Source organism: Pseudomonas sp. E1BtOHC1, from assembly GCF_058744285.1.
On the sequence record NZ_CP196023.1, the window covers coordinates 3639724 to 3660919 of the forward strand.

General features: G+C 64.2%; 18 protein-coding genes. 7 read left to right on the forward strand and 11 right to left on the reverse strand.

Going from position 1 to position 21196, the window contains the following annotated elements; genetic code table 11:
• Positions 1-3: 3 nt before the first annotated feature.
• The 3 genes from ACSSVC_RS16800 to ACSSVC_RS16810 all read left to right on the forward strand — a co-directional run bounded on the left by ACSSVC_RS16800 (position 4) and on the right by ACSSVC_RS16810 (position 3098).
• Positions 4-954: an alpha-E domain-containing protein gene (locus ACSSVC_RS16800; protein ID WP_346635827.1), complete on the forward strand. Its 951-nt coding sequence runs from the start codon at positions 4-6 to the stop codon at positions 952-954.
• Positions 951-1748: a transglutaminase family protein gene (locus ACSSVC_RS16805; protein ID WP_446440068.1), complete on the forward strand. Its 798-nt coding sequence runs from the start codon at positions 951-953 to the stop codon at positions 1746-1748. The genes ACSSVC_RS16800 and ACSSVC_RS16805 overlap by 4 nt, the downstream gene beginning before the upstream one ends.
• A 183-nt stretch (positions 1749-1931) precedes the next feature.
• Positions 1932-3098, forward strand: a complete 1167-nt coding sequence (locus tag ACSSVC_RS16810) for an acetyltransferase domain-containing protein (RefSeq protein ID WP_446440069.1) — start codon at positions 1932-1934, stop codon at positions 3096-3098.
• Between the two features lie 66 nt (positions 3099-3164).
• Here the strand turns inward: ACSSVC_RS16810 and ACSSVC_RS16815 are convergent, their stop codons facing one another.
• Positions 3165-3815 (reverse strand): SEL1-like repeat protein, encoded by a 651-nt coding sequence (locus ACSSVC_RS16815; RefSeq protein ID WP_446440070.1) that lies wholly within the window; start codon positions 3813-3815, stop codon positions 3165-3167.
• A gap of 176 nt (positions 3816-3991) precedes the next feature.
• Here ACSSVC_RS16815 and ACSSVC_RS16820 point away from each other — a divergent pair, with 176 nt between their 5' ends.
• The 3 genes from ACSSVC_RS16820 (at position 3992) to ACSSVC_RS16830 (ending at position 6813) form a co-directional block, all read left to right on the forward strand.
• Positions 3992-5212 carry a putative DNA modification/repair radical SAM protein gene (locus ACSSVC_RS16820; protein WP_402888377.1) on the forward strand — a complete coding sequence of 407 codons (1221 nt, stop codon included), beginning with the start codon at positions 3992-3994 and terminating at the stop codon, positions 5210-5212.
• A complete protein-coding gene (locus ACSSVC_RS16825) occupies positions 5209-6063 on the forward strand; it encodes a TIGR03915 family putative DNA repair protein (protein WP_492611028.1) in 855 nt (284 codons plus the stop codon). The genes ACSSVC_RS16820 and ACSSVC_RS16825 overlap by 4 nt, the downstream gene beginning before the upstream one ends.
• A gap of 63 nt (positions 6064-6126) precedes the next feature.
• On the forward strand, positions 6127-6813 hold the full coding sequence (locus tag ACSSVC_RS16830) for a hypothetical protein (protein WP_492611029.1): 687 nt from the start codon (positions 6127-6129) through the stop codon (positions 6811-6813).
• Between the two features lie 77 nt (positions 6814-6890).
• Here the strand turns inward: ACSSVC_RS16830 and ACSSVC_RS16835 are convergent, their stop codons facing one another.
• From ACSSVC_RS16835 to ACSSVC_RS16870, 8 genes are all read right to left on the reverse strand, one after another.
• Positions 6891-9320, reverse strand: coding sequence for a TonB-dependent siderophore receptor (locus ACSSVC_RS16835; RefSeq protein WP_492611030.1), 2430 nt, complete (start codon positions 9318-9320; stop codon positions 6891-6893).
• 81 nt (positions 9321-9401) lie between these two features.
• Complete coding sequence (locus ACSSVC_RS16840; protein ID WP_446440074.1) at positions 9402-10415, reverse strand: FecR domain-containing protein; 1014 nt, start codon at positions 10413-10415, stop codon at positions 9402-9404.
• Positions 10412-10933 carry a sigma-70 family RNA polymerase sigma factor gene (locus ACSSVC_RS16845; RefSeq protein WP_346632577.1) on the reverse strand — a complete coding sequence of 174 codons (522 nt, stop codon included), beginning with the start codon at positions 10931-10933 and terminating at the stop codon, positions 10412-10414. The genes ACSSVC_RS16840 and ACSSVC_RS16845 overlap by 4 nt, the downstream gene beginning before the upstream one ends.
• A 178-nt stretch (positions 10934-11111) precedes the next feature.
• Entirely contained in the window at positions 11112-12131 is a 1020-nt protein-coding gene (locus tag ACSSVC_RS16850) for a branched-chain amino acid aminotransferase (protein WP_123725670.1), read from the reverse strand.
• Positions 12132-12424: 293 nt separating this feature from the next.
• A complete protein-coding gene (lpdA, locus tag ACSSVC_RS16855) occupies positions 12425-13816 on the reverse strand; it encodes a dihydrolipoyl dehydrogenase (protein WP_346632578.1) in 1392 nt (463 codons plus the stop codon).
• A gap of 17 nt (positions 13817-13833) precedes the next feature.
• Positions 13834-15135 carry a dihydrolipoamide acetyltransferase family protein gene (locus tag ACSSVC_RS16860; RefSeq protein WP_346632579.1) on the reverse strand — a complete coding sequence of 434 codons (1302 nt, stop codon included), beginning with the start codon at positions 15133-15135 and terminating at the stop codon, positions 13834-13836.
• Positions 15136-16194 carry an alpha-ketoacid dehydrogenase subunit beta gene (locus tag ACSSVC_RS16865; RefSeq protein ID WP_123725672.1) on the reverse strand — a complete coding sequence of 353 codons (1059 nt, stop codon included), beginning with the start codon at positions 16192-16194 and terminating at the stop codon, positions 15136-15138.
• A 1-nt stretch (position 16195) separates the two neighbouring features.
• Positions 16196-17431, reverse strand: a complete 1236-nt coding sequence (locus ACSSVC_RS16870) for a 3-methyl-2-oxobutanoate dehydrogenase (2-methylpropanoyl-transferring) subunit alpha (RefSeq protein ID WP_346632580.1) — start codon at positions 17429-17431, stop codon at positions 16196-16198.
• 196 nt (positions 17432-17627) lie between these two features.
• Here ACSSVC_RS16870 and bkdR point away from each other — a divergent pair, with 196 nt between their 5' ends.
• Positions 17628-18116, forward strand: a complete 489-nt coding sequence (gene bkdR, locus ACSSVC_RS16875) for a Bkd operon transcriptional regulator BkdR (protein ID WP_016963011.1) — start codon at positions 17628-17630, stop codon at positions 18114-18116.
• A gap of 3 nt (positions 18117-18119) precedes the next feature.
• Here the strand turns inward: bkdR and ACSSVC_RS16880 are convergent, their stop codons facing one another.
• Both ACSSVC_RS16880 and ACSSVC_RS16885 read right to left on the reverse strand, forming a co-directional pair.
• Positions 18120-19316 carry an HD-GYP domain-containing protein gene (locus ACSSVC_RS16880; RefSeq protein ID WP_404939501.1) on the reverse strand — a complete coding sequence of 399 codons (1197 nt, stop codon included), beginning with the start codon at positions 19314-19316 and terminating at the stop codon, positions 18120-18122.
• 133 nt (positions 19317-19449) lie between these two features.
• Positions 19450-21072 carry a methyl-accepting chemotaxis protein gene (locus ACSSVC_RS16885; protein WP_041117679.1) on the reverse strand — a complete coding sequence of 541 codons (1623 nt, stop codon included), beginning with the start codon at positions 21070-21072 and terminating at the stop codon, positions 19450-19452.
• Positions 21073-21196: the final 124 nt, after the last annotated feature.

Below are 21196 nucleotides of genomic sequence, written 5' to 3' on the forward strand. Positions count from 1 at the left end.
CACATGCTTTCAAGAACCGCTGCGGACCTGTACTGGATGTCCCGCTACCTGGAGCGCGCCGAGAACCTGGCACGCATGCTCGAGGTCAGTTATTCGCTGTCGCTGATGCCCCAGGCCGGGCGCAGTGACGGCCATGCCGAACTGGCCATGTCGTTGCTGGCGGCCGGCACCCTGGATGACTACAACCAGCGCTACGGTGAGCTCAACACCGAGCGCATGCTGCATTTCTTCGCCCTCGACGAGACCAACCCGGGGAGCATCTACTGCTGCCTGCGGGCGGCCCGCAGCAATGCTCACGCGGTGCGCGGGCGGATCACCGCGGACATGTGGGAGAACATCAACGCCACCTGGCTGGAGATGCGCAACATCGCCCGCAACGGCCTGGGGCGCTACGGCATCAGCCAGTTCTGCGAGTGGGTCAAGGAGCGTTCGCACCTGTTCCGCGGCGCCACCGCCGGCACCATCATGCGCAACGATGCCTATCGCTTTATCCGCCTGGGGACCTTTCTCGAGCGCGCCGACAACACCCTGCGCCTGCTGGACGCGCGCTATGAAATGTTCGGCGAGGAGTCCGAGGAAGTCAGCGACAACTCGGCCCGGGGCTATTACCAGTGGAGCGCCTTGCTCCGGGCCTTGTCGTCCTTCGAGGCGTTCAACGAGATCTACCGCAACGCCCCGGGGGCCGAGCAGGTGTCCGAGATGCTGCTGCTGCGCGCCGATGTGCCGCGCTCCCTGCATGCCTGTGTCGAGGAGCTGGACCAGCTCCTGGCCACCTTGCCGGGGGACAACGGACGCCCGGCCCAGCGCCTGGCCGCCGAACTGAACGCGCGCCTGCGCTACACCGGGATCAACGAGATTCTCGATTCCGGCCTGCACCAGTGGCTGACCGATTGCATCGGCCAGATCCGCCACCTGGGGCAGACCGTGCATGAGTCCTATCTGGAGGTGGTATGAAACTGTCCATTCGTCACGACACGACCTACAGCTACGCCGATGAAGTCTGCACCAGCATCCAGTTCCTGCGGTTGACGCCCCAGAACAGCCAGCGCCAGCAGATCCTCCAATGGCACCTGGAGCTGCCACGGCAGGTGCGCGCCCAGCGCGATCCCTATGGCAACATCCTGCATGTCATGACCCTCGACGAGCCCCACGGCGCCATTGTCCTCACGGCCTTTGGTGAAGTGCAGATCGATGGCTCGCGGGAAGTGGAGGGCGACAGCCAGTCGCCGCTGCCGTTCCTGCGTTGCAGCCACCTGAGCAAGGCGGACTTGGCCCTCTGCGACTTTGCCCGGCGCCATTGCGGCGAGCGCCGTGATCGCGCCGCGCTGATCGAGCTGATGCAGGCCCTGGCCGAGCACATGCCCTATAGCCCGGGCGCCACCGGGGTCGGCAGTACCGCAGCCGAGGCCTTTGCCGGCGCGGCCGGGGTCTGTCAGGACCATACCCATGCTTTCTTGGCGTGCGCCCGCAGCCTGGGGATTCCTGCACGCTACGTCTCCGGCTACCTGTGCACCGAAGACCAAAGTCACCTGGCCAGCCATGCCTGGGCCGAAGCCTGGCTCGACGACGGCTGGTACAGCTTCGATGTGACCAACCGCCTGGCGCGACCCGAACGCCACCTGAAACTGGCGGTGGGCCTGGACTACCTGGATGCCTGCCCGGTGCGTGGCATGCGTCGCGGGGGAGGGGCCGAACAGATGCAGGCCCGGGTCCAGGTCAGCTCCATGGTGCAGGTCCAGCATCAGTAGTTCCGAGCAGCGTCGCGGCCCATGCACCGGCCGGGGCGCGGCGCTACAGGCCGATGGTTGCCTGGGGCCGCGGCCACAGCTGAGGAGTTTCGGATAGGCAGGTAGATGTTATAAAGTAACGGGAAATTTGCCGGTCGCGAGACCGGTACCGACCCTTCGAACCTGACGCTGCGATCCCTCCTTATGAGCTCTTTATCCAACCCTCCCGCGAGCCTCGGCACCCGGCTGCTGAGCATCGATGCCCTGCGTGGCCTGGTGATGCTGTTCATGCTTCTGGACCATGTTCGGGAAACCTTCTTCCTGCACCGGCAGGTGAGCGATCCCATGGACGTGGCCACTACCGAGCCCGGGTTATTTGTCAGCCGCACCCTGGCACACCTGTGCGCTCCGGTGTTTGTCCTGCTCACCGGGCTCTCGGCTTATCTGTTTGCCCAGAAGCACGCTCATCGGGCAGATGCCAGCGCCTTCCTGTTCAAGCGTGGGTTGTTCCTGGTGGTGCTGGAACTGACCCTGGTGAACTTCGCCTGGACCGGGCAGATTCCGCCGACGCTGATCTACCTGCAGGTGATCTGGGTCATCGGCCTGAGCATGCTGGCGCTGTCGGCATTGTTGTGGCTGCCCCGGGCGCTGTTGTTGGGCCTGAGCCTGCTGCTGATTGGCGGGCACAACCTGCTGGATGGGCTGCACTTCGCCCCGGGCGAGGCGCTGCACGTGCCTTGGGCGATCCTCCATGATCGCGGCTGGATCGAATGGGGCGAGGGGCTGCGCCTGCGGACCTCCTATCCACTGCTGCCATGGATCGGCGTGATCGGCCTGGGTTATGCCCTGGGCCCCTGGTTCGCCCGCGAAGCCGAGGCTGCTCAGCGGCAGCGGCGTCTGTTGCTGTGGGGGCTGGCGGCGCTGGTGGGGTTCATCGGGCTGCGGCTGTTCAACGGTTATGGCGAGCGGCCCTGGGTCAGTGGCGATACCTGGGTGCAAACCCTGATGAGCTTTTTCAACATCACCAAATACCCGCCGTCGCTGCTGTTCATTGCCCTGACCCTGGGCGCCGGGCTGCTTGTGCTGCGGGCCCTGGAGCGGCCTCAGGACAGCCGTTTGATCCGGGTGCTCGGGGTGTTTGGCGCAGCGCCGATGTTCTTCTACCTGTTGCACTTGTATGTGCTCAAGGGCCTGTATCTGCTGGCAGTGGCGCTGCTGGGACGTAACCACGGGGCCTATTTTGGCTTCGATTCGCTGGGGTGGCTGTGGCTGATCACGCTGCTCTTGGCCGTGGCACTGTACCCACCGGTGCGGGCCTTCGCCCGACTCAAGGCTCGGCGCCGGGACCTGGCCTGGCTGAAGTATTTCTAAGGGATCGTTCGCCGGCACGTCTCCCGCAGGAGCTGGCTGGCCGGCGCAAGCATCCCCCGATCGCGGTCAGGGCCGCGCCGCCCGAATGGCCTCGCGGATCTCTTCCTGCAACTGTCGAGCCCCGCTGCAGGCCGGGTCGGCGGGGCCGTACTTGCAGGATTTATCCAGCACCTTCAGCGCCAGATCGGCGTCGGGCGCTACGCCTATGCCCCGGCTCAGGTGGAAGCCGTACATGGTGCAGGCCCAGGGATCATTCAGTTCACAGGCCTTGTTGAAGGTCTGCACCGCACAGTGCCGGGAGGCCTGGTTGTCGGCGTCGGCGGTGAGCATACCGGCGGCGCGGTTGGTGCAGCCGGAGACCAGGCCCAGGCTGCAAGCGCGCTGGTACAGCGGTTCATAGCCTGCGGCGGGCCCTTTGGCCTGTTGCAGGGTGGTTGCCAGCCAGTAGCAATCGTTGCCGTCGCCGGTTTCGCAGCGCTGCAGGCAGGCCCCCAGCTGCTCCGGGGTTTCGCAGCGGTTGGCCTGCGTGGCCCGTGTCGCGGTCCTGGCCGGCATGTTGTCGCTGGGGCATTGCCTGGCCTGGGCTTGCCAGTCCTGCCGGGCCTGGACTTTGGCGTACAGGGCGTCGATCAGTTCCTGGTCGGTGGGCGCGGCATTGGCGGCAAGGCTCGACAGCAGGGCCATGCCGAACAGGCAGAAACGGTAGAGACGAGGCATGGGGCAGAGTCCTTTCCAGAGGTCATGGGCGCGTGCGTATCTTAAGGATTTTCACCAATAGCTCCAGGCTGCCGATGGGGTGGCGAGAGGTTTTTTTCATTTTGCCTCCGGCCACTCTCTTGTGGTCCCGGGCTTTTACTCTGTACTGTATATAAAAACAGTATTCGAGCCTCGCCATGCAATTGATCGACAAGCTGAGCATCCTCGCCGACGCCGCCAAGTACGACGCTTCCTGCGCCAGCAGCGGCGCGCCCAAGCGCAGCTCGGAAGGCAAGGGCGGATTGGGCTCGAGCAACGGCATGGGCATCTGCCACAGCTATACCCCGGACGGACGCTGCGTTTCGCTGCTCAAGGTGCTGTTGACCAACTTCTGCCTCTACGACTGCCAGTACTGCGTCAATCGCCGTTCCAGCGATGTGCCCCGGGCGCGCTTCAGCCCCGAGGAAGTGGTGCGCCTGACCCTGGATTTCTATCGGCGCAATTGTGTCAGCGGGCTGTTCCTCAGCTCCGGGATCATCCGCTCGGCGGACTACACCATGGAGCAGTTGGTGCAGGTGGCGAGGCTATTGCGTGAAGAGCACGAGTTCCGCGGCTACATCCACCTAAAGACCATTCCCGACGCCGACCCGCTGCTGATCGAGGCCGCCGGGCGTTATGCCGATCGTCTCAGCGTCAATGTCGAACTGCCTACGGACGAGGGTCTGAAGACCCTGGCCCCGGAAAAACAGCTGGGCTCGATCAAACGGGCCATGGGCACCATCTATACCGGCGAGCAGACGGTGCGCAACGAGCCTCGGGCCCCGCGCTTCGCCCCGGCGGGGCAGAGCACGCAGATGATCATCGGCGCCGACGACACCGATGACAGCACCATCCTCCATAGTGCCGAGGCCCTGTATGGCGACTTTCGCCTGCGGCGGGTCTATTACTCGGCGTTCAGTCCCATTCCCAACAGCCCGAAAAGCGTACCCCTGGCCGCGCCGCCGCTGATGCGCGAGCACCGTCTGTACCAGGCGGACTTCCTGCTGCGGGGCTATGGCTTCAGTGCCAATGAACTGTTTCAGGGCCCCGGGCATCTGGCCCTGGACATCGACCCCAAGCTGGCCTGGGCCCTGGCTAACCGCAGCGTGTTTCCCCTGGACCTGAACCGCGCCGAGCCCACCTTGATCGCGCGCATTCCGGGGATCGGCCTGCGTACCACCCAGCGCTTGGTGGAGCTGCGTCGCGAGCGCCGCATCCGCTATGAGGACCTGGCGCGCATGCGCTGTGTGCTGAGCAAGGCCAAGCCGTTCTTCATCACCAGCGACTACCACCCCCAGCAGGCCGAAAGCAGCAGCGCCTTGCTCTACCAGCAACTGCGGGACCGTCCCCAACCGCAGCAGATGGGGCTCTGGGGATGATCAGCCTGGACTGCGACGACTGGTTCGACACCTGGCGCCAGCAGGCTCGCTGGCTGCTCAGTCACTCCGTCGATCCGAGCCGGGTCAACTGGTCCGGCCCCCGGGTAACCGATCTGTTTGCCAGTGATGAGGACCTGCCTCCGGAAGCCGGGCCGTTCCAGGCGCGGATTCCCCTGGCGCTGCTGCAACAGCTGGAGCGGGCGGCGGCCTATCGCGGCGAGCAGCGCTGGAACCTGTTGTACGAGGTGCTGTGGCGGGTCAGCCACGGCGACCGCACCGCCATGCTCAGCGGCGATCAACTGGGCAGCGAGTTGCAGCGGCGGATCAAGCAGGTGGACCGCGAGGCTCATCACCTGCATGCCTTCGTACGATTCGTGCGCCTGGCCGAAGGGCGTTCGAGCCTGGCGCAACAGCCGGAGTTCGTCGCCTGGCACGAGCCGGCCCACGACATCCTGGCCAGCGCCAGCCAGCACTTTATCGGGCGCATGGGGCGCCACCGCTGGATGATCGCCACGCCCCGGGACGGGGTGTATTTCGATGGCCGGGACCTGCTCTATCAACGTCAGTGCCCCATTGCCTGGCAGCAACTGGCACAGCCTGTCGAAGACCCCGGAGGCGACCTGTGGCTGGCCTACTACAGTCACATCTTCAACCCGGCGCGACTCAATCCCAAGGTCATGCAGGGGCACCTGCCGGCCCGCTTCTGGAAACACCTGCCGGAAGGGCCGCTGATTCCGGCGCTGATCAGCGAGGCTCGCCATGGCAAGCAGCGCGATGGCCAGGCCAGCCCGGTGGCGGCGCGGCGTGGCAAGCGCATTGGCGAGGCTCGCAGCCCGGGCACTGGGCAGTGACCGTTGTGCTAGATGACAATGCACGGCTTTGCACCACGAGGCAGATGCTCAATGGATGAAGGCATGGATGACGGCAAGGGGATTACCGAGGAGTTCTGGTCGAAGGGGGTGACTGACGACGCCAAGATGCTATGGCGATTAGGGAGTCGCGGGATGACGTTCCTGGCGGCGTTACTGTTGCCCAGGACGGGCTTCAAGGGGGTGGATATTGCGGTCGGGGTACTGACTATGCTGATCCCCTTGCTGGTGATTGAAACACAGCGGGCTTACTCGAAGTTTTCTCCAGGCTTTCTCGCCCGGGTGATCCGCGCCTGTGTCTTCAGCAGTGGCATCGCCATGGCCTGCCTGGGGCTGCTGATCTACTTCGGCATCGTGCTGCCACTGGTTTCGGGGATTGGTCTGCATTTTTTTCAGCAGAGCCTCAGCCTCAACCAGGGTCAGCACAATACCGTGCAGTTCATGATGTTCTGGTGGATGGCCGGGGTGACCGTGGTGGCCCTGGTGTACAGCGTGGTCAGCAACTTTCGCGAGACGAAGATTTTCCAGATCGTCTATCACCTTCCACGCAACAAGGTGCAAGAGCTGATGTGCGGGCGGCCCTTGCGTGCCAGCAACTGGCCGATGTTCGTCTGGTTCGAGCTCTCGGTGCTGGTGGTCAGTTGTCTCTATACCTTCATGGCTGCGCAGACGGCGCTTCTGGTCGTCAATGGCTGGCAACAGGTGCTGGAGCTGCTGGATAGCCGGCTCTAGCCTGGCAGTCCCGCCTTCGCCGGGGCGAAGGCGGGACTGCAGTATGACCACTCAACGTGCCTGGGGCCGGGCCCCCCTCAGAAGCTGTACTTGAAACTGGTCATCAGGTTGCGCGGTGCGCCGTAGTTACCGTACAGGCCGGCGTTGCTGTAGTACTCGCGGTCGAACAGGTTGTTCAGATTGAGCGAGGCGCTGAGGTTGCGGCTGATGTCGTAGCGGGCCATCAGGTTGGTCACCGCGTAACTGCCCTGGTTGAAGGTGTGCAGGTCGTTGCCGACCTTGCTCTGCCAGTTGATCCCGCCACCGACGGTCAGCTTGTCCAGCGGGCCGTGCAGGCGGTAGCTGCTGAAGGTCTTGAAGCTGTTGCGCGGCAGGCCGGTGTTGATCCGCTGGTTGTCGGCGTTGGTGGTGACCGAGTAGGTGTAGCCGGCGGACGCCTGCCAGCCTTCGGCCAGTTCGCCGTTGAACTCCAGTTCCACGCCCTTGGACGTAGTGTCCTGTTCGGCGCTGTAGACGTTGTCGTGCTTCCAGATTGCCAGGTTGTCCTGCTGCAGCTTGTACAGGGCCAGGCTGGAATTCAGGCGACCGTCGAAGTGGCTGCCCTTGATCCCGACCTCGTAGCCCTTGCCCTCCATCGGGTCCAGGGGCTTGTTGTCTTCGCTTCGCACCCAGGAGGCCTGGGGGTTGAAGATGCTGGTGTAGCTGGCATACACCGACCAGATCTCGTCCAGGTCGTAGACCACCCCGGCGTAGGGAATGAACACGCCGTTTTCAGCGCGATTGACCTCGCTTTCGGCACCGCCGTAGGGGCGCTCGTGGGTGTCGCGTTTCCAGTTGATGACCCGGCTGCCGAGGATCAGGGACAGATCGTCGGTCAGGCTCAGGCGCGAGGTCAGGTAGGCCGCGTACTGGTTTTCATCGATCGACGATTTGCCGCTGACGTTGAAGTCCGGTTTCGGCGAATGGCCGTCCCAGCCGTCCAGGTCGTCGATGACCCCGGCCGGGGACGCGGCGTAGTCGTAGCGCCAGCTGCCCCAGCCGGGGGTGCGTTCCTTGTACTGGGACAGGGTCATGCCGCCGATCAGTTCGTGCTCGCGGCCCAACAGGTTGAAGGGGCCGGTGAGGTACAGGTCGAGGTTGTCCTGGCGCGGTGTGCCGGAGAAGCGTACTGGCAACTGAGTGGTGCCGCTGCCGTCCTTGTGCACCTGGCCCATGGCGAAGTTGAACACCTCGTCGAACTGGTTTTCGGCGTGGGTGTACTCGATCTTGCCGCTCCAGCCGTTGCCCAGTTGTTGCTCGATGGAGGCGAAGTAGCTGGTCTGTTGGTGATCGTTGTAGGACCAGTCCGGCGCGGTGTTGGTGGAGCGCTTGAAGTGAGTGCGCTCGCCACTGCTGAAGCGTGTGGGCAGGCCGGTACGCAGCGGTGAATCGACGTCGGTGCGTTGGTAACTGAAACCCAGGGTCAGCAGGGTGTCTTCGCTGAGGTCGAACTCGGTGATGCCGTACATCAGCTGGGTCTGCTGCTTGAAGCGGTCGACCCAGGCGCTTTCGGTCTTGTAGTCGGCCACCAGGCGCCCGCGGACATTGCCGCTGTCGGTGAGCGGGCCGGAAACGTCGACTCCACCGCCGTAGCGGTCCCAGGTTCCGGCCTGGCCGGTGATGCTGGCCTGGGCTTCGCTGGTGGGGCGCTTGCGGATCAGGTTGATGGTGGCGGCCGGGTTGCCCATGCCACTGATCAGGCCCGTGGCGCCACGCACCACTTCCACCCGGTCGTACATGGCCATGCTCTGGGAGTAGTTGTCCAGGCGGGTGTTGGTGGGGACGCCGTCGATCTCGTAGTTCTGGATGGCGAAGCCCCGGGACCAGTAGCTGTCGGTTTCCGCCCCCAGGCCGTCGCGGGTGACGATGATCCCCGGGGTGGCTTCCAGGGTGTCAGTCAAGGTACTGAGGTTCTGGTCGTCGATGCGCTGGCGGGTCATCACCGTGATGGACTGCGGGGTTTCCCGAGGCGTCAGGTTGAGCCGGGTCGAGCTGCTGGAGGAGTAGGTGGTGTATTCGCCGGTGCCCTCGGTGGTGGAACCGGGGGCCTTGCCGGAGATCGAGACCGGGCTCAACTCCAGGCTGGTGCCGCTGCTGCGGGCTTCCAGGGAATAGTTGCCATTGGCGCCGCGCACCGCTTGCAGGCCGGTGCCGCCGAGCAGCAGTGTCAGGCCGCTGTCGACATCATGCCGGCCCTTGAGGCCGGGGCTGCTGCGGCCCTCGGTCAGGCTCGCCGGGTAGGACAGGAGGATGTGCGCGGTCTGGCCGAAGCGGGCGAGGGCGCCGGCCAGGTTGCCCGGGGCGATGTCGAACTCCACCTGGGTCTGTTGCGCCGCCTGGGCCCAGGCCGGCAGCAGTGCAGCGCCAGTGCCGCCGGTCAGGCAGACCAGGCCCTGGGCGATGGCGCCCGCCAGGTTCTGCTTGAGTGAAAAGGCTTTGTGGCGGCGCAGCTTTACGGCGAATGACATGTGTTGCTCCCCATACAAATGAATGTTCTGGGGGTTAAGTCTCGCGAGCGCGAAAAACAGACCACCTGCATGAGATATTTTTTATCCCAGCGTGGCGCGGGGTTTGAGGGTCACCCAATAGCGGGTGAACTGGCGCACTTCCAGGTGCAGGGTGTCGGCCACGGCGGCCAGCACGCGGTCGGTATCGGCCAGGGGAAAGGTGCCGGATACCGGCAGGTGCGCCAGACGCGGATCGCAGGCCAGATGACCGTGGCGATAGCGTCCCAGCTCTTCGAGAAATTCCCCCAGGGGTTGGCCCTGGGCCACCAGCATGCCTTGGCTCCAGGCCGGTTGCAGGGCGTTTTGCGCCTGGCGCAGCAGCAGGCCGTGGCGGTTGAAACGCGCCTGTTCGCCGGCCGTCAGGGACAGCGTCTGCTGCCCGCCATCACGGGGGCGCAGGGTCAGGCTGCCTTGGTAGACCGCCAGCTCGGTACGGCCGGCCTGCTGGCGCACGCTGAAGCGAGCTGCCGTGGCCTCGATCCAGCCCTCGGCGGTTTCCACCTGCAAGGGCTGGAGCGAGGATTGCCGAGCCAGGGTCAGGAGCATTTCACCGCGCAGCAGGGTCAGGCGTCGTTGCTGCTGGTCGAAGCGCACGGCAATCGCGGAGTCGGTATTGAGTTGCACCTGGGTCTGGTCCGCCAGGGTGAAACGACGCTGTTGCCCGACCCGAGTGCTGTAGTCGGCGCTCCAGTCCTGCACCAGAGCGGTGTCTCGTGCGGCCCAGGCGCCGGCGCCGGCCACCAGCAGCAGGCCCAGGTGCTTGAGGGCGCGGCGGCGTGCAAGGTTCGGCGCCAGGGTGGCGCGGGCCAGTTCGCTGTGGCCCTGGCTGCGTACCTGTTGCAGGCGCTGGGTCAGGGCCTCGGCCCGTTGCCAGGCCTTTTCATGCAGCGGATGGGCCTGGCGCCAGCGTTGCCAGGCGGCCAGGGTAGCGGGGCTGACGTCAGGCTCTTGCAGGTCGAGCTGCCATTGCATGGCCTGTTCGGCCATCTCCAGGTCGATGCTCAGGGCATGGCTGTTTCCAGTGGTGCCGCCGATGCTGTTTTGAGACGAGTTCATGAAAGGTCCTGGCGGTCGTCGAGGAGGATGCACTGGGCACCGGCCTTGACGATGTAGCGCTTGACCGTGGTGACCGAGACTTGCAGCCGTTCGGCGATCTGCTCATGGCCCAGGCCATCCAGTTGCCACCAGAGAAACGCCTGGCGCACCGGCCGCTCCAGGCGTTCGAGCACCGCGTCCAACTGCATCAGGGTTTCCAGGAGGATGGCCTGGGTTTCCAGGTCCGGCACCACGTGCGCGGGGACGTGCTGCAAGGCTTCCAGGTAGGCCCGCTCCAGCTTCTGACGCCGGTAGTGATTGCTCAATACGCTCTGCGCCACCTTGGCCAGGAAGCTGCGCGGTGCCTGGATCTGTACCGGCTCGGGTTTTGCCAGCAGGCGCAGGAAGGTGTCCTGGGCCAGGTCGGCGGCGCTGTGGGAGCAGTTCAGGCGCAGGCGCAGCCAGTTTTTCAGCCACTGGTGCTGCTGGCTATACAGCTGGGTCAGATCGCAGGCACTGGCTTGAACGGGTAAAGACATGGCGAGACATTACCGTGGCAGAGAGGTTGCAAATGATAACGCTTATCATATAGATCGCTGCTCGGCCTCGGCAAGAAAAGTCTCAACGGAGTAGGGAGTAAGTCGACGAAGCAAATCGCCGGCATGAAAAAGCCCGCCCCTGGCAAGCAGGGGCGGGCTGGGTTGCAGCCGGGGCGAATCAGACCTTGACGATCCAGCCCGCTGGCGCTTCCACGTCGCCGGTCTGCACGCCGGTCAGCTCTTTATAGAGCTTCTGGGTGACAGGGCCGACGTCCTTTTCGCTGTAGAACACGTGCAGCTTGTCCTGGTACTGGATGCCGCCGATCGGGGTGATCACGGCCGCGGTACCGCAGGCGCCGGCTTCCTTGAAGTCCGCCAGCTTGTCGATGAACACGTCGCCTTCCACCACTTCCAGGCCCAGACGGGTCTTGGCCAGCTCGATCAGCGACAGGCGGGTGATCCCCGGCAGTACCGACGGCGAGTTCGGGGTGACGAATTTATCGTCGTGAGTGATGCCGAAGAAGTTGGCCGAGCCCACTTCTTCGATCTTGCTGTGGGTCAGCGGGTCCAGGTAGATGCAGTCGGCGAAGCTGGCCTTCTTGGCCTGGGAGCCGGGCATCAGGCTGGCGGCGTAGTTGCCGCCGACCTTGGCGGCGCCGGTGCCTTGTGGCGCGGCGCGGTCGTAGCTGGAGATCAGGAAATTGTGCGGAGTCAGGCCGCCCTTGAAGTAGGCGCCGACCGGGATGCAGAAGATCGAGAAGATGAACTCGGGAGCGGTGCGCACGCCGATGTTGTCACCCACGCCGATCACGAACGGACGCAGGTACAGCGCGCCGCCGGTGCCGTATGGCGGAATGAAGCGCTCGTTGGCACGGACCACTTCCTTGCAGGCCTCGATGAACTGCTCGGTGGACACCTGTGGCATCAGCAGGCGGGCGCAGCTGCGTTGCATGCGCGCGGCGTTCTGGTCGGGACGGAACAGGTTGATCGAGCCGTCCTTGCAGCGGTAGGCCTTCAGGCCTTCGAAGCATTGCTGGCCATAGTGCAGGGCAGTGGAGCCCTCGCTGATGTGCAGCACGTTGTCTTCAGTCAGGGTGCCTGCGTCCCACTCGCCGTTACGCCAGTGCGACAGATAGCGCTTGTCTGTCTTGATGTAGTCAAAACCCAGCTTGTCCCAATTGATGCTTTCGTTACCCATGACACCCTCTATCGCTTAACAACCGTCGCAACGGCTCAAGGCTTCTGACGTTTTTTTGGATGGGCACAACAATACTGCATTCCGGGGGCGTACCGCATCCCGGACGATGGGAGGGTGCGCAAAAAACTTGGCCTGCTCATGAAGCGTTCCTCCCTGCAACAGCCCCCGTAACACCCCCGGTAGGAGCGAGCTTGCTCGCGAAGGCCACGGCGCGAACGCTTGGCGATCCCTGCCGGCCCTTTCGGGCCAGCCGCGCTCCTACCTGGGCACTGTCCTGTGTGCCCCTTGAATGGTTACAGATGCAAGGCGTGGCCCAGTGCCCGCAGCGCCGCTTCCTGGACCGCCTCGCCCAGGGTCGGGTGGGCGTGGATGGTGCCGCCGATGTCTTCCAGGCGCGCGCCCATTTCCAGGGATTGGCCGAACGCCGTGGACAATTCGGACACCCCGACCCCCACGGCCTGCCAGCCGACAATCAGGTGATTGTCACTTCGGGCCACCACCCGCACGAAACCGCTTTTCGATTCCAGGGTCATGGCCCGGCCATTGGCCGCGAACGGGAAGCTGCTGACGATGCAATCCAGGCCGGCAGCGCGGGCCTCGTCCGGGGTCTTGCCCACCACCACCAGTTCCGGGTCGGTGAAGCACACCGCGGGAATCGCCGCCGGGTTGAATTCGCGCTGCTTGCCGGCGATCAACTCGGCCACCATCTCGCCCTGGGCCATGGCCCGGTGGGCCAGCATCGGCTCGCCGCTCAGGTCGCCGATGGCCCAGACATTGCGCATGCTGGTCTGGCAACGGTTGTCGATTCTGATCGCCGCGCCGTTCATGTCCAGGTTCAGGCTTTCCAGGTTCCAGCCCTGGGTGTTGGGCTTGCGACCCACGGCCACCAGCACCTGCTCGGTGGCCAGGTTCAGGGTGTCACCGTTGGGCTCGCGCACCTGCAGGCTGCTGCTGGCGGCATCGAAGCCCAGCACGCTGTGCTTGAGGTAGAGCTTGATCCCCAACTGCTTCACCGATTCGAGCACCGGCTGGGTCAGCTCGGCGTCGTAGGCCGGGAGAATGCGTTCCTGGGCTTCCACCACGCTGACCTCGACCCCGAGCTTGCGATAGGCGATGCCCAGCTCCAGGCCGATATAGCCGCCGCCGACCACGGTCAGGCGCTTGGGCAGGGTCTTGGGCGCCAGGGCTTCGGTGGAGGAGATGATCGGCCCGCCGAGGGGCAGCATCGGCAGGTTGACGCTTTTCGAGCCGGTGGCCAGCAGCAGGTGCTCGCACTGGATGCGCGTGTCCGAGCCTTCGATCTCCACGGTCTTGCCGTCGATCACCTTGGCCCAGCCATGGATCACCTGGACCTTGTGTTTCTTCAGCAGTGCGGCGACTCCGGTGGTCAGGCGGTCGACGATGCCGTCTTTCCATTCCACGCTCTTGCCGATGTTCAGGGTCGGCGCTGCCACTTCGATGCCCAGGGCCGAGCCCTGGCTGTGATGGCGAGTCTGGTGAAACTGCTCGGCGACGTGGATCAGCGCCTTGGACGGGATGCAGCCGATGTTCAGGCAGGTACCGCCCAGGGACTGGCCTTCCACCAGAATGGTGGAAATGCCCAGCTGGCCGGCGCGGATCGCCGCCACGTAACCGCCAGGGCCGCCGCCGATGATCAGCAGTTGAGTATTGAGAGTCTGTTGCATGCCTGCTCCTCTGATGATCAGTCCACAAACAGCGTGGCGGGTTGTTCGAGCAGACCGCGAATGGCCTGAATGAATTGCGCAGCGTCCATGCCGTCGACCACCCGGTGATCGAAGGAGCTGGAAAGGTTCATCATCTTGCGGATCACGATCTGGCCCTTGATCACCATCGGCCGTTCGACGATGCGGTTGACCCCGACAATCGCCACTTCCGGCAGGTTCAGCACCGGCGTGCTGACAATCCCGCCCAGAGCGCCGAGGCTGGTGAGGGTGATGGTGGAACCGGACAGTTCATCCCGGGCTGCCTTGCCGCTGCGGGCGGCCTTGGCCAGGCGCGAAATTTCCTCGGCATTGCCCCACAGGCTGCGGGCTTCGGCGTGACGCACCACCGGCACCATCAGGCCGACGTCGCTCTGGGTGGCGACCCCGACGTGCACCGCGCCGAGGCGGGTGATGACCTGGGCCTCGTCGTCATAGCGGGCGTTGATCTGCGGGAAGTCGCGCAGGGCGACGACCATGGCTCGCACCAGGAACGGCAGCAGGGTCAGCTTGCCGCGGGTGGCGCCGTGTTTTTCATTGAGGTGGATGCGCAGCTCTTCCAGGGCGGTGACGTCCACTTCCTCGACGTAGCTGAAGTGCGCGGCGCGATGCTTGGATTCCTGCATGCGCTGGGCGATCTTGCGGCGCATGCCGATCACCTGGATCTGCTCTTCGTCGTGGCGTTCGGCATAACCGGCGCCCGGCGCCGAGTAACCCTTGAGCGGCTGGCTGTCCTGGGCCAGGTAGGCGTCCAGGTCTTCGTGCAGGATGCGCCCGGCCGGGCCGCTGCCTTGCACCAGGCGCAGCTGGATGCCCAGGTCCAGGGCGTGCTTGCGCACCGCCGGCGAGGCCAGCGGACGCTCGTCGGCTTCCCGGGCCACCGGTGCCTGGGGCGCTGCGCGGCAGGCGGCTTGGCTGACGACGGCTTTTTCCACCTTCGGCGCTTCGACCACTGGCGCGGCAGCCGCTGGCTTATTAATAGCTGCCGGCTCTTTTGCCACCGGTGCGGCTGCCTGGGCGGATTCCTTGAGGTTACCCGCGCCTTCGACTTCGATGCTGATGAGGATGCTGCCCACCGCCATCACTTCACCGGGCTCACCGCCCAGGGAAATGACCGTGCCGTGCACCGGGGAAGGGATGTCCACCATCGCCTTGTCGGTCATCACGTCCGCCAGGACCTGATCTTCCACTACCTGGTCGCCGACTTTTACGTGCCACTGCGCCAGTTCTACTTCCGCGATGCCTTCGCCGATGTCCGGCATCTTGATAACGTGCGTGCCCATTCAGACCTCCATGACCCGTTGCAGCGCCGCGCCCACTCGGGACGGCCCTGGGAAATATGCCCACTCCTGCGCGTGGGGATACGGCGTATCCCAACCCGTGACGCGCTCGATCGGGGCTTCCAGGTGGTGGAAGCAGTGTTCCTGCACCAGCGATACCAGCTCGGCGCCGAACCCGCAGGTACGGGTGGCTTCATGCACCACCACGCAACGGCCGGTCTTCTTCACCGACTTGACGATGGTGTCCAGGTCCAGGGGCCACAGGCTGCGCAGGTCGATGACCTCGGCGTCGATGCCGGTTTCCTCGGCCGCCACTTGCGACACATAGACGGTGGTGCCGTAGGTGAGGACGGTGACGTCCTTGCCCGGACGGGTGATGGCGGCCACATCCAGCGGCACCTTGTAGTAGCCGTCCGGCACCTGGGCCGCCGGGTGTTTCGACCAGGGGGTTACCGGGCGGTCGTGGTGGCCGTCGAACGGGCCGTTGTACAGGCGCTTGGGTTCGAGAAAGATCACCGGGTCGTCGTTTTCGATGGAGGCGATCAGCAGGCCCTTGGCGTCGTAGGGGTTGGACGGCATCACGGTGCGCAGGCCGCAGACTTGGGTGAACATCGCCTCGATGCTCTGGCTGTGGGTCTGGCCGCCGTAGATGCCGCCGCCGCAGGGCATGCGCAGGGTCATGGGCGCGGTGAACTGGCCGGCGGAGCGATAGCGCAGGCGCGCGGCTTCGGAAATGATCTGGTCCGAGGCGGGGTAGACGTAGTCGGCGAACTGGATTTCCGCCACCGGGCGCAGGCCGTAGGCGCCCATGCCGATGGCCGCGCCGACGATGCCGCTTTCCGAGATCGGTGCATCGAACACCCGCGAGGTGCCGTACTTGGCCTGCAGGCCTTCGGTGCAGCGGAACACGCCGCCGAAGTAGCCCACGTCCTGGCCGAACACCACGACGTTGTCGTCACGCTCGAGCATCACATCCATGGCCGAGCGCAGGGCCTGGATCATGGTCATGGTGGTGGTGGTCATGGCGGTTTCCAGCTGGATATTGTTGTTGTGATCGTTCATCTCAGATCCCCAGTTCCTGGCGTTGGCGTTTCAGGTGCTCGGGCATGTCCTTGTAGACATCCTCGAACATGGTCGCGGCGCTGGGGATCTGGCCGCCGGCGAGGGTGCCGAACTGCTCGGCTTCCTTCTGTGCGGCGATGACCTGGGCTTCGAGCTCGGCACTGACCGCGGCGTGTTCCTCTTCGGACCACTGGCCGATCTTGATCATGTGCTGCTTGAGGCGGGCAATCGGATCGCCCAGGGGGAAGTGGCTCCAGTCGTCGGCCGGTCGGTATTTCGACGGGTCGTCGGAGGTGGAGTGGGGGCCGGCGCGGTAGGTGACCCACTCGATCAGGGTCGGGCCGAGGTTGCGACGGGCGCGTTCGGCGGCCCAGCGCGAGGCGGCGTAGACCGCGATGAAATCGTTGCCGTCGACCCGCAGGGAAGCGATACCGCAGCCCACGCCGCGTCCGGCGAAGGTGGTGGCTTCACCCCCGGCAATGGCCTGGAAGGTGGAGATTGCCCACTGGTTGTTGACCACGTTGAGGATCACCGGCGCCCGGTACACGTGGGCGAAGGTCAGGGCGGTATGGAAGTCCGATTCGGCGGTGGCGCCGTCGCCGATCCAGGCCGAGGCGATCTTGGTATCGCCCTTGATAGCCGAGGCCATGCCCCAGCCCACACCCTGGACGAACTGGGTCGCCAGGTTGCCGGAGATGGTGAAGAACCCGGATTCCTTCACCGAGTACATGATCGGCAACTGGCGCCCCTTGAGCGGATCGCGCTCGTTGGACAGCAGCTGGCAGATCATTTCCACCAGGGGCACTTCCCGGGCCATCAGGATGCTTTGCTGGCGGTAGGTGGGGAAGCACATGTCGTCGATGTTCAGGGCCAGGGCCTGGGCGCTGCCGATGGCTTCTTCCCCCAGGCTCTGCATGTAGAAGGACATCTTCTTCTGGCGCTGGGCGACCACCATGCGGTTGTCGAAGATCCGCGTCTTGAGCATGGCGCGCATGCCCTGGCGGAGGATCTCCAGCGGCACCTCGTCGGCCCATTCGCCCAGGGCGTTGCCCTGATCGTCGAGCACACGGATCAGGCCGCGGGCCAGGTCGGCGCAGTCGGCAGGTTCGATATCGATAGGGGGTTTGCGGGCCAGGCCGGCGTCGTTCAGACGCAGGTAGGTGAAGTCGGTCTTGCAGCCGGGACGGCCCGAGGGTTCGGGAACGTGCAGGCGTAGCGGTGCATACGCTGTGGTCATGGCTTTCTACGCTCGATCTTGTGGATTTCTTGTAATTGGGCGCGCTAGCTGACAGTCATTCTTTGGATAAAAGAAATCTTGTCCTACAAACATCATAGGCCGGGCGTAGGAGAATATTTATCTCTGTTTCATTGCGCTGGAAGTTATTTGCAGATAAAAAATCTGCATAAACATAAAAAACAGGTTGTTTTGTCTCATGCGCAAACTGGACCGTACCGACATCGGCATTCTCAACAGTCTTCAGGAGAATGCCCGCATCACCAACGCCGACCTCGCCCGTTCGGTGAACCTTTCTCCCACGCCCTGCTTCAACCGGGTCAAGGCCATGGAGGAGCTGGGGCTGATCCGCGAGCAGGTGACCCTGCTGGACGCCGACCTCCTGGGGCTGCACGTCAACGTGTTCATTCACGTCAGCCTGGAGAAGCAGGTGGAAGAGGCCTTGCAGCACTTCGAGGAGGCCATTGCCGATCGCCCGGAGGTCATGGAGTGCTACCTGATGGCCGGTGATCCGGACTACCTGATCCGGGTGCTGGTGCCCACCATCCAGGCCCTGGAGCGCTTCATGATGGACTTTTTGACCAAGGTGCCGGGGGTGGCCAATATCCGCTCCAGCTTCGCCCTCAAGCAGGTGCGCTACAAGACCGCGCTGCCGCTGCCGGCCAACGGCCTGACCCTGGGGACCTGAGGCTCAGGCGGGGATTTCGCTCCACAATTGATCGAGCTGCTTGAAGTCCCAGTCTTCCGGGGCTTCACGGCCGACGATGCGCTCCTGACCCTGGAGCCGAGACAGATCCAGGACCCGTTGTGGCAGGGGCATTTTCGAGCGGGTGGAGAAGAACACCTTGACCTTGGGCGCCAGCAGCGAGTCCGGGTGCTGCTCCAGGACCACTGCCAGTTTCCCGCTGTGCAGGCGCACCAGGGAACCCACGGGATAGATGCCGACGCTTTTCACCAGGGCCTGGAACACCCGGGGCGCGAAATGCCCGGTCCAGCCGGACATGCGCTGCAGCGCTTCGGCCGGGTCCCAGCCACGGTTGTAGGGGCGAGTCGAGGTCACCGCGTCATACACATCGCAGACCGCGCCCATCTGCGCGAACAGGCTGATCTGTTCGCCTGCCAGACGGTGGGGATAACCGCTGCCGTCGATCTTTTCGTGATGATGCAGGCACACGTCCAGCACCAGCGCATCCAGCTGCGGGTGCTGGCGCAGGATCGCGCCCCCGGCGGTGGGGTGCTGCTTGACCCGTTCGAATTCCTCGGCGGAGAGTTTGCCCGGCTTGTTGAGGATGCTGTCGGGAACCGTCAGCTTGCCGATGTCGTGCAGCAGCCCGGCGACCCCGGCCTGATGCACCTGGGTCACCGGCAACTCCAGTTGCCGGGCCACCGCCACCATCAGCGCGCATACCGCCACCGAGTGCATGTAGGTGTAATCGTCGGCAGTCTTGAGCCGGGCCAGGCTGATCAATACATCGGGATGGCGCAGCAGGGAGGTGGAGATGTCGTGCACCAGATCGTCTACCTGCACCAGCTCGATGGCCCTGCCCATGCGCACCTCCTGGAACATGCTCATGACGGCCTGTTTCGAGTGGGCGCAGAGCTTGAGTGCGCGCTGGATTTCGTCGGCCCGTTCGACCCGCAGCGGTGCATCGCTGCGAAACAGCGGCTCGGCAACGGCCGTAGCGGGCGGATGCTCCTCCGGCAGATCGCGGCCCTTGTCCGAGTCGATCCACAGGCTATCGATATTGGATTGACGCAAGCGTTGCAAATCGCTTGTGCTCTTGAGCACAAAGCCTGCCTTCCAGAAGGAGTGGTCCAGCCAGGAACCACAGAATTGATGGATGTACATGCCCATCTGCAGCTGATGGATCGAAATCAGTTTGAGCATCAACAGCACTCCCTTTCAGGGCAGTCGGCCATCGCCGGTCAGCCGGCTCCTACAGACCCGTGTAGGAGCCGGCTGGCCGGCGAACAGCGCCACCGCTTTTTCTACCTGACGTCTTACCGGGCCTCGGCCCGTCTCACAGGGAGAAGCGTGCCACCAGCTTGTTCAGACTCACCGCCAGGGACGACAGTTCACTGCTGGCGATGGAAGTCTGGCTGGCGGCGGAGGAGCTTTGCAGCGACAGGTCGCGGATGCTCATCAGGTTCTGGTCCACCGAGCGCGCCACCTGGGCCTGTTCCTCCGAGGCGGTGGCGATCATCAGGTTGCGTTCGTTGATCTCGCTGATGGCCTGGGCGATATGGCCGATGGCGGCGCCGGCCTCGTGGGCGATGGCCAGGGTCTGGCTGGCATCCTCGCTGCTTTGCTGCATCGACAGCATGGCCTTGCTCGAACCGTTCTGGATGCCCTGGATCATCTGCTCGATCTCCTGGGTCGAGAGCTGGGTACGGTGGGCCAGGGCCCGCACTTCATCGGCGACCACGGCAAACCCGCGGCCTTGCTCGCCGGCCCGGGCAGCCTCGATGGCGGCGTTGAGCGCCAGCAGGTTGGTCTGCTCGGCAATGGCGCGGATCACGTCCAGGACCTTGGTGATGTCCTGGGCCTGTTGGGCCAGGCCGGCCATTTCCACCCGGGTGTTCTCCACGGTCCCGGTGAGTTTTTCGATGGAGTGGATGGTCTGCTCGACCCGCTCCTTGCCCAGCCCGGCGGAACGCTCCGAGGCCTGGGTCGACTGCGAAGCGGACACCGCGTTGCGTGCCACTTCCTCCACCGCGGCGGTCATTTCGTTGACCGCGGTGGCGGCCTGGTCGGTCTCCATGCTCTGTTGCTGGATGCCGGCGTTGGATTCGCGGGTGATGGCGCTCATTTCCTCGGCGGCGGAGGCCAGTTGGGTGGAGGAGTCGGCAATGTGGCGGATGGTCGACTTCAGGCTGTCGAGCATGGACTGGGTGGATTTCTGCAGGTCGGTGAGTTCGTCCTGGCCGCTGACTTCCACTTGGGCGCGCAGGTCGCCCTCGGCGATTTTCTGCGTGGTGGCCAGCAGCGATTGCACCGGGCGGGTGATGCTGCGGGTGAACAGGGTGGCGATGAGCATGGTCAGGACAATCGCCAGGACGATGATCAGCGAGGTCAGGGTCAGGCCGCTGTCGAATTGCTCGCCGGCCACGGTCGCCGAGTGTGCGGCACCGCTCTCGTTGATCTTGATCAGGGCCTCGATGGCGCTTTGCAGGGTATTGGCCAGGGGCACCGTGACCTGATTGATGTAGTCGCTGCTCTGTTGCGCGGTGTTGGTCTTGCTCGCATCGATCAGCACCGCCAGCTTGTCCAGGTAGTCCTGGGCGCCGCGCTTGACCTGTTCAAAGGTGGTTTTTTCCTCGGCGCTGGAGACCAGCGGCTCGTAGTCCTTGATGGCCTGGGCCAGGATGGTTTTCAGGCTAGCCAGCTTGTCCAGGGATGCGCCTTTCTGGGCTTCGCTTTCAGTGGCGTAGTGCAGGGCCTCCAGGCGCACACGCAAGGTGGAAGATTCGATTTTCGTGGCTTGCCTGACGCTGGGCAGCCAATTGGTTTGCAGGTCCAGTGCAGCGTCGTGAATCTGTCCCATTTTCCACAGCGCCAGTCCCCCCAGACCAATCAGTAGTACACAGATAGCGCCAAAACTCAGGAGCGCCCTGGAAGTCAGTTTCAAGTTTCTTGTCACCATAAAGGCACCTTGCAGGTTGGAGTGATACCGCCAATTTCTTTTCGACTCCTTGTCGCCTTGATAGCACTGTGACTCCAAAGAGATGAAAAATCTGTAGAGATGTAAAAAAATATTTCTTTGCGTG